Here is a 12,245-nt window from a genome sequence, read left to right on the forward strand (position 1 = left end):
GTTTTTTGCGATTGTGGTGGAATTGGTAGACACGCTACCTTGAGGTGGTAGTGCCGCAAGGTGTGAGGGTTCGAGTCCCTCCATTCGCACCAACTAAATTAATTTTAAATAACTGTTGACAAGGTTAATATCTCACTCTATAATACGCTCTCTAAATTGTTGCGGGGTGGAGCAGTCTGGTAGCTCGTCGGGCTCATAACCCGAAGGTCGTTGGTTCAAATCCAGCCCCCGCTACCACTTTTCTAGTAGCATTGCTTTGGTATCATTACTAGAAAAATCAATTTAGACACACTTTTATTGATTTAAAAGCCCACCAATTAGTTTGTGGGTTTTTTTGTATCTGTTGGTTTCGAAAAAACTTAAGTTTTGCTAAATTAGCGGTTGCGTTTTAGTAATGTGCCAATTTTTAAAATCAACAAAGATGTTAATAATCAACTCTAAAGGATATCATGAAACTATCAACGAAAGTTGCTGAACTGACCCAAATCATTGAGCCAGCAGTAACTGCCTGTGATGTGAGCTTGTGGGGTATTGAATTTGTACCACAAGGTCGACGCTCTCTTCTTCGTATTTATATTGAAGCCCTACCTGAAGACCGTGCCGAAGGCAAACAAGTCACTATTGAAGACTGTGCTGCGGTCACCCACCAAGTCGGTGGTGTGTTGGACTTGCACGACCCGATTGCAGGCGAGTATCTACTTGAGGTGTCTTCGCCCGGTTTAGACCGCGCGTTTTTTTCTGCTGAGCAGCTGCATGACTATGTGGGGCAAACCCTCAGCTTACGATTGATTCATGCGATTGGACAAGGTAGTGATAAGCGCCGTAAAGTCACAGGCGAATTGGTCAATATTGACGAGCGCCAGTTGACGGTCAAAACTGAAAATGATCAAGTCAATGACCAACTTTTAACCATCGAGCTTGATAATATTGATAAAGCCAATTTGGTCTACCAATTTTAGCTTTTAAATTTGGGGTTAACGCCTTTTTTACGCTATGTCTTCTAGCTAACTTTCTTCTAGCTAAAAGCAAGATTTTAAAGAATAAAGTCTAGAATGACTTAAATTATAGGTGATTACATGAATCGAGAAATTTTAACGGTCGTTGAAACCGTCAGTAATGAAAAAGGCTTAAATCCTGAAGATATTTTTGAAGCGATTGAGCAAGCCTTGGTGGTATCGACCAAAAAGAAAGTTTATAGTGAGCAGCCTGAAGTTGCCGTGCGCGTGCATATTAATCGCAAAACGGGCGACTATGACACTTACCGTTATTGGACAGTAGTGGCAGATGAAGATCATGAAATGCCTGCCTGTCAGCTAGCAATTAGCGATTTGGATGAAAACGAGTGGAAAATCGGCGACGTCAAAGAAGAACAAATCGAATCCATTGAATTTGGTCGTATTGCCGCTACCCAAGCTAAACAAGTCATCATTCAAAAAATCCGTGAAGCTGAACGCTCACTGGTGGCAGATGCGTTTGAACATCGTATCGGCGAGATGATTACGGGTGAAGTCAAAAAACCGGCGCGCGATGGTTACATCATTGATTTGGGCGATAATGTCGAAGGCTATCTACCACGCGATAAAATGTTGCCCCGTGAGCAGCTACGCATCAAAGGTCGTATCAATGCGATTTTAGAACAAGTCAATCGCGATAACCGTGGTGCTCAGCTCGTATTGTCTCGTACCTCACCACAAATGCTGACGGCACTGATGCAAAAAGAAGTACCAGAGATTGCTGAGCAAATCATTGAAATTCGTGATGTTGCGCGTCAACCTGGCTTACGTGCTAAGATTTCAGTCAAAACCAATGATCATCGTATCGACCCTGTCGGTGCTTGTATTGGTATGCGTGGCACCCGTATCCAAGCAGTACAACAAGAGCTTGAAGGCGAGCGTATCGACGTAGTGGTATGGTCGGATGATGCGGTGCAGTACATTATTAGCGCTTTGGAACCTGCGGATGTTGATCGTATTATTCTTGATGAAGATACCAAAACTGCAGATATCATCTTTGCCACTAACGATCAGTTGGCCCGTGCGATTGGCTCACAAGGTCAAAATGTGCGCCTTGCATCAGAATTAACAGGCTATCGTCTTAACATGATGCTCGAAGACGAGTACAATGCACAACAAGAATCAGAAACCAAAGTGTATCGCGACCTATTCTACACACGTCTTGAAGTCGATGAAGATTTGGCACAAGCCTTGGTGGATATTGGATTTACCTCACTTGAAGAAGTTGCGTATGTCCCTGCTGAGACTTTTTATGATATCGATGGGCTAGATGATGACGCCATCGACGCAATCCAAGAACGTGCCAAAGAGGCGGTAATTGCCGATGAATTGGCCAAACAACAAAATATTAAAGAGCCAAGCCAAGAGCTTCTAAACCTTGAAGGCATGACTCAAGCATGGGCCTACAAGCTTGCCGAACGTGACGTCATCACCGTCGACGACCTTGCCGAACAAGCCATCTTTGATATCCAAGATATCGAAGGTCTTGATGAAAAGACCGCTGGTGAGCTCATTATGAAAGCCCGTGAATCATGGTTTAATTAAAAAAGGTGTATGAATGGCAGATAAAACCGTAAAAGAACTTGCAGCAATGACCAAAAAGACCGTTGAAGCAATTAATAATCAACTGGTCAAGGCAGGGCTGTCTGCGCGCGGTGACAATGACATCGTCACCGATAGCGAACAACAAAAACTGGTCAGCTTTTTACAACAAAGTCATGGTCAAAATGACAAACCTCGCATTAGCTTAAAAAGCAAAACCACTTCTACTGCGCGGGTGACAGGCACTTCTGGTAAAGCCAAAAGTGTCAATGTTGAAGTACGCAAAAAAATGGTATTTGATAAACCGAATCCCAATAAAATCGCTGAAGAACTAGCGTTGCGTGAAGCAGCGGCCAAAGAAGCTGAAGAAAAAGCGCGTTTGGCAAAAGAAAAAGCCGCCCAAGAACAAGCTGAAAAAGACAAAGCCAAACAAGCCGCTGAAGCGCGTCAACAAGCTACCCTTGCGGCAATGCGTGCTAACTTAGGTGGTGGTAGTCAAGCTGCCAAAGAGCACACAACCACCAGTGTGGTAGTGAAAAAAGGCAACAAAACTGCTGCAATCGAAGTCAAAAAAGCTGACAAAAAACCTGCGCCGAAAAAAGAATCGGATAGTGAACGCAAAGCGCGTGAAGCAGAAGAAGAACGCTTACGTCAAATCGAATCAGAAAATCGCCGTAAAGCCGCTGAAGAAGCTCAGCAGCGTACCCTTGAGCAAATGCGTCAAATGGCGAGTAAATACAGCGAAACCGATACTGAAACTACGATGGTTGTCAAAAAAGATGAGCCATTGGCAGAAGGTTTGGTGGGCGCAGCGCTTGAAGACTCATTTGAACAAGAACGCCGTGAAATCAAACGCGGAACGGCAAGCACTGCCAACAAAAACCGTCGTCGTCGCCGTGACGATGAAGGTGAGCAAGAAATTAAGAACCGTGGTCGCGGCTTAAAATCATCGCAGGCCAATAGACATAAATTTGAAAAACCGGTTGAGAAAATCGTGCATAACGTTGAAATCGGTGAGACCATCGTGGTATCTGAACTTGCCCAAAAAATGGCAATCAAAGTACGCGAAGTCGTCAAAATGTTAATGAAAATGGGCGAGTTGGTCCGTGAAAATGAATCCATCGACCAAGAAACCGCTGCCCTACTTGTTGAAGAAATGGGTCATAACCCAGTGCTTGTCAGCTCAACGCAAGTTGAAGATTCACTACGTGAGGCGGTTGGCGAGAAAAGTAGCAACGTCCAAGCGCGTCCGCCTGTGGTTACCATCATGGGTCACGTTGACCATGGTAAAACGTCCCTGCTCGATAAGATCCGTTCTAGTAAAGTGGCATCGGGCGAGGCAGGTGGCATTACTCAGCATATCGGTGCTTATCATGTGCAGACTGACCAAGGCGTTATTACTTTCTTAGACACCCCAGGTCACGCCGCATTTACCGCGATGCGTTCTCGCGGTGCCAAAGCGACGGATATCGTGGTGTTAGTGGTGGCAGCCGATGACGGTATGATGCCACAGACAGCTGAAGCGATTGACCATGCGCGTGCAGCGGGTACCCCGATTATCGTGGCTATCAACAAGATGGATAAAGACAGCGCCGATCCAGACCGCGTTCTTAACGAACTGACCACCAAAGAAGTCGTTCCTGAAGAATGGGGCGGTGACACACCGGTAGTCAAAGTCTCTGCGTTAACAGGTCAAGGTATTGATGAACTGCTTGAAGTGATTAACCTACAGGCAGAAGTGATGGAACTTGAAGTCGCTACTGACGGTGCAGCACAAGGTGTGGTGATTGAATCACGCCTTGAAAAAGGTCGCGGTGCCGTGGTCAGTTTGCTGGTTAAACAAGGTACTTTAAATCAAGGTGACTTGGTACTTGCTGGCGAATATTATGGTCGCGTCCGTGCTATGACCGATGAAAACGGTCAAAAAATTACCTCAGCGGGTCCTTCTATCCCTGTTGAAATCCTAGGTCTGCCTGATACGCCAGCAGCTGGTAGCGAGTTTATGGTGGTTTCAGATGAGAAACGTGCGCGCGAGGTTGCAGAATATCGCGCAGATCGTGAGCGTGAAAAAGTGCTTGAACGTCAAGCCAAATCACGCTTAGAAAACTTGTTTGACCAAATGAGCGATGCCAAACTGCCTTCCGTTAATTTGATTCTCAAAACTGACGTTCGGGGTTCACTAGAAGCCTTGTTAACCGCGCTTGATGAGTTATCTACGGATGAAGTTAAAGTTAAAGTCATCTCATCGGGTGTCGGTCCAATCACCGAATCGGATGTGGTACTCGCTGAATCAAGTGAAGCGGTGTTATTAGGCTTTAACGTTCGTGCTGATAGCGCCGCCAAACGCAAAGCGGATGAAGCAGGCTTGGATATTCGCTACTATAGTGTTATCTATGGGTTGATTGATGATGTGAAAGCAGCAATGAGCGGTTTACTTGCGCCAGAACACCGTGAGCAAATCTTGGGTATCGCTGAAGTACGTGAAGTCTTCCACTCTAGTCGCTTTGGTTATGCAGCCGGTTGTATGGTGACAGAAGGTAATATCATCCGTAACAAGCCAATTCGGGTATTGCGTGATGACCAAGTTATTTTCACCGGTCAATTACAATCATTACGTCGCTTCAAAGAGGATGTTAATGAGGTGCGCGCTGGTATGGAGTGTGGTCTAGCGGTGAAAGGTTATGAAGTAAAAGAAGGCGATAAGATTGAAGTCTTCGAAATTCATGAAGTCAAACGTACCTTATAAGCTAAGCTGACAACCTAATACTGCCAGCTTGCTATTAGCAACCTTCCAAGGGGTCTAATTAATCTAGGTTAATTAGACCTTTTTTTACTATAAAAAGGATTACCAATGAATCAACGTTTACAACGTCTTGCCGATCAAATTCAGCGCGACCTAGCGGTTTTGATTCGTGACGAGATTAACGACCCACGCTTGACTGGGTTTGTGACCATTTCTAGTGTCAAAATCAGCCCAGATTTGGGTTATGCTGATATCTATGTCACCATCATGGAAAAGTCGATGGATGATGCCATGGCAAAAGATTATCATACCGAGAGCTTAGAAGTGCTGAACAAAGCCTCAGGTTTTTTGCGTACTGAGCTCAGTCATTTGTTAAAAACCCGCACTACGCCACGTCTACGCTTTCACTATGATGAAGTGACAGCTAACGCTAACTATATGATGAATCTGATTTCTAAAGCGGTACAAAGTAGCGAAGGTCAGCCATCAGACGACTGATGCGTTGCAGGCTATGACGAGCCTATTTGTCACTTTGAGTCATTAACAGGGATGTTGAATGCAGTTACTTTGGGGTATCATTAAGTTTATCGTCATTATTCTCTCAAGCCTGTGGGTCGGGGTATTTGTATGGACGCATCAGCCCTTAGGCAGATATGTCAGTCTGGCACTAATTAGCGTATGGGTATTTTTTACCCTCGCTGTTTTGGTCAGTATCATCAAACCAACCCTATTTTCATCCCTACTTTCTCATCAGTCTTTATTATTGATTTTTTTTGCGGTGGTGGCGATTGCCATTGCATGCTTTTTTTCGATGTCAGCTAGCAATGAGCGTGATTGGAACCCTGAAGTTGCCCAAATGTTAGACTATCGGCTTGACCGTGATGGCAACACACTCACGATTAGTAATGTTAGAAATTTTGATTGGCAAGATAAAACCCATTTTCAGCCGCGCTGGGAAACTAGGCAATACGACTTGGCAAAACTGCAAACTGTCGATTTTATTGCCTCTTATTGGATGGGCGATGCCATTGCCCATACGCTAGTGAGTTTTGGGTTTAGTGATGGAAAGCAGCTTGCGTTATCTATCGAGATTCGCAAAGAAGTCAATGAACAATTTAGTACGCTAGGTGGATTTTTTCGCAAGTTTGAATTGGTGATTATCGCTGCGGATGAAAAAGATATTATTTATACCCGTAGTAATATCCGTCATGAAGATGTTTATATTTATCCCATCAATATGCCAAAAGACCATATTCAAGCGCTGCTGCTTGCATACCTAGCGAAAGCTAAGTCCTTAAAAACGCAGCCGGCATGGTATAATTCATTGGTAAATAACTGTACCACGGCAATTTATGAGCTGATTGACGATATCCAACCTTTGCCATTTGATTATCGTATCTTGTTATCAGGCTATATTCCCAGTTATCTGTATGACCAGCAATTGATTGATAACCGCTATAGCTTGCAGCAGTGGCAACAACGCGCACACATTAACCCAAAGTCAAAGCCATATTCTGTCAACCACCCTATTAGCGCAGCAGATTACTCGCAGCTAATTCGAACCGACTTTTAATGAATTGATAAATCCACAACATGATGACCCAACCAAAAACAGCCAAATCCATCGTCTCTGGTGTCTTACTGATTGATAAACCGCAAGGGATGACTTCCCAGCAAGTGGTATCAAAAGTCAAATACTTGCTCAAATCTGATGTGCATGACAGTAAAAAAGCGGGTCACACCGGCACCCTTGACCCAATGGCAACAGGGTTGCTACCGATTTGTCTGGGAGAGGCGACCAAATTTAGCCATTACCAACTCGATGCCATCAAATCTTACCAAGCTATTATCAAACTTGGCGAGCAAACCGATACCGGGGATGCTGAAGGTCAGATAATTGCCACGAGCCCTGTACCGCATGTGACACAAGCGATGTTACAAAGCGTCACTGCGCAATTTTTGGGTGAGATAATGCAGGTTCCGCCCATGTACTCCGCGCTCAAAAAAGACGGCAAAAAACTGTATGAACTGGCGCGTGAAGGTATTGAGGTGGAGCGAGCAGCACGTCCTCTCATCATTTATGAGCTGTCACTCACTCCCCTATCCGATCAACAATTGCAATTAACCGTTACTTGCTCCAAAGGAACCTATGTGCGCGTGCTGGCTGAAGATATTGCCAAAGCACTAGGTACGCTAGGATATCTGACAGCGCTTAGACGGATACGCACGGGTGATTTTGATATTGCTAATGCCATCACATTAGCCGATTTTGCCGCGCTCGATGTTGCAGCGCGGTTTGATAAGCTATTAGCAGTGGATGCCTGCGTTCACTCACTACCAAGCTTAGTATTAGACGATAGCCAATCAAAGCGCATCCAACAGGGTCAACGCTTAAATGTCAAGGCGACCATATTAACTCAGCAGCTTATCTTAACCGCCAATCAAACATTTCGCTTGTTTGACGACCAGCAGCAATTTTTGGGTACAGGACTACTTGAACCCAATGGTCGTTTACAACCGATGAAGCTGGTTAATTTAAACCCGCCACAGTAAGTCAGTAAACCTACCATCTTGCTAATTTTTTGCTGTATTCACATAATTTGCTCAATGGGCGGTGTGATGTCACAAAGCGAGTACGTTTTTTATGCATTGATACAAAACGTCACGCTTTGCTAGCAGTTTTTACCCGGCGATTTCTTTATTCTTAGTGGTATTGATTCACTTGTTTTTTTTGCTTAGCAAGCTTTGCTAATAAAGAACAAACAGCGGTTTATTTAGAGAACTTTATATAATTAATAAATTAAAAATCAAATAGAAAAATCAAATAATAATCTCAAAATAAAGCGCCAACCTTACAGATGAATCAATAAGAACAACAATTTTTTTCTTTAACTATCTTTAACTTAAATAATGAAATAATAGGATAATTACCATGGCTAAGATTGCTATTTTACTTGATACCGACTTTGAACAAGTCGAATATACCCAAACCAATGACCTCCTTAAAGCTAAAGGTCACCAAACCACTTTAATCACCACACAACCACAAAAACAAGTACGCGGGCTTAATCATACTGACCCTGCTGACACCTTTACCGCTGATTTATTAATTGGTGAAGCCAACGCAGCCGATTATGATGCCATTGTTTTACCAGGTGGCGGTGCCAATGCCGATGTGTTGCGAGCGAATACCGATGCACAAGCAATGGTAAAAGCGTTCATGAATGCGGGTAAACCTGTTGCAGCGATTTGTCATGCACCGTGGATTTTTGCGGATACCGAAATTGCGCGTGGTAAAAAATTAACCGCTTATAAAACCATTGCTGTTGACCTAAAAAATGCCGGTGCGCAGTTTGAAGACAAATCAGTGGTGATAGATGGTAATTTGATTACCAGTCGTCAACCTGAAGATATTCCAGATTTTGCTGAAGCGATTGACCAAGCATTGACTAAATAAGCGTGAATAACTATAAGAACCATAAGAAAAGGAGATTGCCATGCAACCAACTACCATGACAGATTTTGAAAAAATGGAAAAGAAAGCGCCCGAAGCGACGTTTGTTGCTGACACAACGCCTAATGATGCGGATGAAGTGACTTCTGATAAGCTCACCACCGCGCCACAAGAGCAGCTTGACCGTCTGCATAGCGAAACACCCAAACAGCCTACGGGCAATCAGTAAATTGAAAGCTTGAATCTATTAAAAGCCTTAATAAATTCAACACCCTAATGCAAATTAGGGTTTTTTTATTGGTCAATATTTGGTAAAATAATGCTCCTTTTTGAAGGTTAACTACTGAGAAGCGTGGTTATCCTGATTTTTTTACACTAGTCGACTCGACTGATAGCCGATTAGGCTTCTCATTTTATGCTAAAAAAGCTAGGAAAACATTATGTTGACTAACCAAGACCGCGCAGATGTAATCGCAAAATTCAAACGCTCTGAAAATGACACAGGTTCTCCAGAAGTTCAAGTGGCGTTATTAACCACACGTATCAATGACTTACAAGCACACTTTAAAGCACACAAAGCTGACCATCACAGCCGTCGTGGTTTGATTCGTATGGTTAACTCACGCCGTACTTTACTTGATTACTTAAAACGTAAAGATGCAGACCGTTATACTGCATTGATCAATGAATTAGGCTTACGTCGCTAATTTATCAGCACGTTATTCGCTTTATTCAATCAGCGGCTGCTTTTGGGTAGCCGCTTTTTTATGGGTTCAATATTTTTAGCGAATTCTCTTTTTACTTTTACCCTCACTGTTAGCTTAGTCATTACCGATCGTTTGCTATTAGTGGTTAAAGCGCAGTTAAAAGGTGGTGATTCGCCACAAAACTAGGTAAAATAGGCAACGCATTGTGCCTGCACAATTGCAGTTTACACTTACTTTTTTTAAAGTATTTTTTAATTTAGGCTGATTTAAGGCTGCTATCAAGCGAATTGGTAGATTGCTTCTAACGTTTGTATTTTTTGAAAAGAACACAAACGTTAGGGGCTATTACTAAAACTTAAATCGCCCTATTTCATCACACAAAGGATAAAACCGCATTATGTTTAATATCATTACTAAAGAATTCCAATATGGTAATCAACAAGTTACGTTAGAAACAGGTCGTATCGCACGCCAAGCTAATTCAGTTGTCGTCCACATGGGCGGCGTCTCTGTGCTAGTGGCTGTTGTGGTAAAAGACGAGGCGCAAGCGGGTCAAAACTTTTTCCCATTGACCGTCAACTACCAAGAAAAAATGTACGCTGCTGGTAAAATCCCAGGTGGCTATGGCAAACGTGAAGGTCGCCCATCTGAGATGGAAACCTTGACTTCACGCCTCATTGACCGCCCGATTCGTCCATTATTCCCAGAAGGTTACTTTAACGAAATCCAAGTGACCGCCACGGTGATTTCGTCAGACAAAAAACAAGATGCTGATATCGCAGCGATGATTGGTACTTCAGCGGCATTGGCAATTTCATCAGCGCCATTCAATGGTCCGATTGGTGCGGCACGTGTCGGTTTTATCAACGATGAATATGTGCTAAACCCAAACCATGAAGCGCTAAAACAAAGCTCGCTCGATTTGGTGGTCGCGGGTACGTCATCTGCGGTATTGATGGTCGAATCTGAAGCCAAAGAACTATCAGAAGACCAAATGCTTGGCGCGGTACTATACGGACACGCACAGCAGCAAGTCGTGATTGATGCCATCAATGAATTTGCCAAAGAAGTTGGCGTACAAAAAACCCAATTCGTTGCTCCTGCCGTCAACGAAGCCTTGCAAACTACCCTACAAAATCAATTTGCTGCAGCGATTTCAGAAGCGTATACCATCAGCGAAAAAGCCAGCCGTTATACTCGCCTTGATGAAATCAAAAACCAAGCGATTGAAGCCTTAGCCGGTGATGCGGAAGCTGAAGGCTATGCCGACAACGTGGCACAAATCAAAGAGCTATTTGAGACCCTAAAATACCGTACGGTCCGTGACAATATTTTGTCTGGCAAACCCCGTATCGATGGTCGTGACTTGCAAACTGTCCGTGCCCTAGACATCCAAGTTGGCGTACTGCCTTACACGCATGGTTCAGCGCTATTTACCCGCGGTGAAACACAAGCGCTCGTTACCACCACGCTTGGCAACAGCCGTGATGTGAACATGATTGACACCCTTGCGGGCACCAAACAAGACCACTTCATGCTGCATTATAACTTCCCAAGTTACTCAGTGGGCGAAACGGGTCGTGACAGCGGTCCAAAACGCCGTGAAATCGGTCATGGTCGCCTAGCACGCCGCGGTGTACAAGCCATGCTGCCAGATAGTGACCGTTTCCCATACGTGATTCGTATCGTATCTGACATCACCGAATCCAATGGTTCATCATCAATGGCATCTGTCTGTGGCGCATCACTGGCATTAATGGATGCCGGCGTACCACTAAAAGCGCCCGTTGCTGGTATCGCAATGGGTCTGGTTAAAGAAGGTGAGCGTTTTGCCGTGCTGTCTGACATCTTGGGTGATGAAGACCACCTAGGCGATATGGACTTTAAAGTCGCGGGTTCTGCCAATGGCGTGACTGCACTACAAATGGATATCAAAATCGAAGGTATCACCCCAGAGATTATGGAAAAAGCCCTGCATCAAGCGCATGCGGGTCGTATCCATATTTTAAATGCGATGAATGAAGTGATTTCAACCAGCCGTAAAGAAATCAACGCCCATGCACCAAACTTTGCGGTGATTGATATCGACCCTGAAAAAATCCGTGACGTGATTGGTAAAGGTGGTGCAACCATTCGCCAACTGACTGAAGAAACAGGCGCAGTGATTGATATTGATGACAACGGTACCATTCGTATCTTTGGTGAAAACAAAGCCGCGACCAAAGCCGCGATTGCTAAAATCGAGGCGATTACGGCAGAAGTAGAAGTCGGCAAGACTTATACAGGTAAAGTGGCTCGTATTGTTGAGTTTGGTGCGTTTGTCAATGTATTACCTAACACTGACGGTCTGGTGCATATCTCACAAATCTCTGATGCGCGTATCGAGAATGTGAATGATGTGCTAAAAGAAGGTCAAATGGTGAATGTACTGGTTCAAGACATCGACAACCGTGGACGTATTAAACTTACCATGAAAGGTGTGGATCAAACCATCGCGCCAACTGCATCTGCTGATACTGAAACGCCAGCGGCTGAATAATTTTATTAAAGTTTAGTTGTCAAAAATTAAAAACCGCTTTATCGTAAGGTAAAGCGGTTTTTTTTGGGATAAATTTTGGCAAATGCTATGAAAACATCATTACAGTAATTAGAAAAAATGCCCGATGATAAGAAGGTTTTGACCTCGTTGGTATTTTACTATTTGCAATACGCCGATGGCGACAATGAATCGCTGAGTAGCCCTCAGTAAAACCTCAACCATTGAAAACTCTTTAAACTAATAGCGT

Annotated in this window: 10 protein-coding genes and 2 tRNA genes; all 12 read left to right on the forward strand. The window is 43.9% G+C overall.

Annotated features, from left to right (window positions below; genetic code table 11):
• Window positions 1-7: 7 nt before the first annotated feature.
• Window positions 8-92 (forward strand) — tRNA-Leu (locus RT143_RS03775).
• A gap of 68 nt (window positions 93-160) precedes the next feature.
• Window positions 161-237: transfer RNA gene (locus tag RT143_RS03780), tRNA-Met, on the forward strand.
• Window positions 238-449: 212 nt separating this feature from the next.
• A complete protein-coding gene (gene rimP / locus RT143_RS03785) occupies window positions 450-959 on the forward strand; it encodes a ribosome maturation factor RimP (RefSeq protein ID WP_050324873.1) in 510 nt (169 codons plus the stop codon).
• A 117-nt stretch (window positions 960-1,076) separates the two neighbouring features.
• Window positions 1,077-2,558, forward strand: a complete 1,482-nt coding sequence (gene nusA, locus RT143_RS03790; protein WP_313091288.1) for a transcription termination factor NusA — start codon at window positions 1,077-1,079, stop codon at window positions 2,556-2,558.
• A gap of 13 nt (window positions 2,559-2,571) precedes the next feature.
• Window positions 2,572-5,301 carry a translation initiation factor IF-2 gene (gene infB, locus RT143_RS03795; protein ID WP_313091289.1) on the forward strand — a complete coding sequence of 910 codons (2,730 nt, stop codon included), beginning with the start codon at window positions 2,572-2,574 and terminating at the stop codon, window positions 5,299-5,301.
• Window positions 5,302-5,406: 105 nt separating this feature from the next.
• Window positions 5,407-5,796, forward strand: a complete 390-nt coding sequence (locus tag RT143_RS03800; RefSeq protein WP_007115084.1) for a ribosome-binding factor A — start codon at window positions 5,407-5,409, stop codon at window positions 5,794-5,796.
• Window positions 5,797-5,854: 58 nt separating this feature from the next.
• Window positions 5,855-6,871: an Lnb N-terminal periplasmic domain-containing protein gene (locus RT143_RS03805; RefSeq protein ID WP_313091291.1), complete on the forward strand. Its 1,017-nt coding sequence runs from the start codon at window positions 5,855-5,857 to the stop codon at window positions 6,869-6,871.
• Between the two features lie 20 nt (window positions 6,872-6,891).
• Complete coding sequence (gene truB / locus RT143_RS03810; protein WP_313091293.1) at window positions 6,892-7,851, forward strand: tRNA pseudouridine(55) synthase TruB; 960 nt, start codon at window positions 6,892-6,894, stop codon at window positions 7,849-7,851.
• A gap of 379 nt (window positions 7,852-8,230) precedes the next feature.
• Window positions 8,231-8,755, forward strand: coding sequence for a type 1 glutamine amidotransferase domain-containing protein (locus tag RT143_RS03815; protein WP_160001000.1), 525 nt, complete (start codon window positions 8,231-8,233; stop codon window positions 8,753-8,755).
• Window positions 8,756-8,795: 40 nt separating this feature from the next.
• Entirely contained in the window at window positions 8,796-8,981 is a 186-nt protein-coding gene (locus RT143_RS03820) for a hypothetical protein (protein ID WP_076775876.1), read from the forward strand.
• Window positions 8,982-9,189: 208 nt separating this feature from the next.
• Window positions 9,190-9,459: a 30S ribosomal protein S15 gene (gene rpsO / locus RT143_RS03825; RefSeq protein WP_313091438.1), complete on the forward strand. Its 270-nt coding sequence runs from the start codon at window positions 9,190-9,192 to the stop codon at window positions 9,457-9,459.
• Between the two features lie 397 nt (window positions 9,460-9,856).
• Window positions 9,857-11,998 carry a polyribonucleotide nucleotidyltransferase gene (pnp, locus tag RT143_RS03830; RefSeq protein WP_313091296.1) on the forward strand — a complete coding sequence of 714 codons (2,142 nt, stop codon included), beginning with the start codon at window positions 9,857-9,859 and terminating at the stop codon, window positions 11,996-11,998.
• The last annotated feature ends 247 nt before the right edge of the window (window positions 11,999-12,245 follow it).

The organism is Moraxella sp. CTOTU48268, assembly GCF_032069585.1.
Taxonomy (GTDB): Bacteria; Pseudomonadota; Gammaproteobacteria; order Pseudomonadales; family Moraxellaceae; genus Faucicola; species Faucicola cinerea.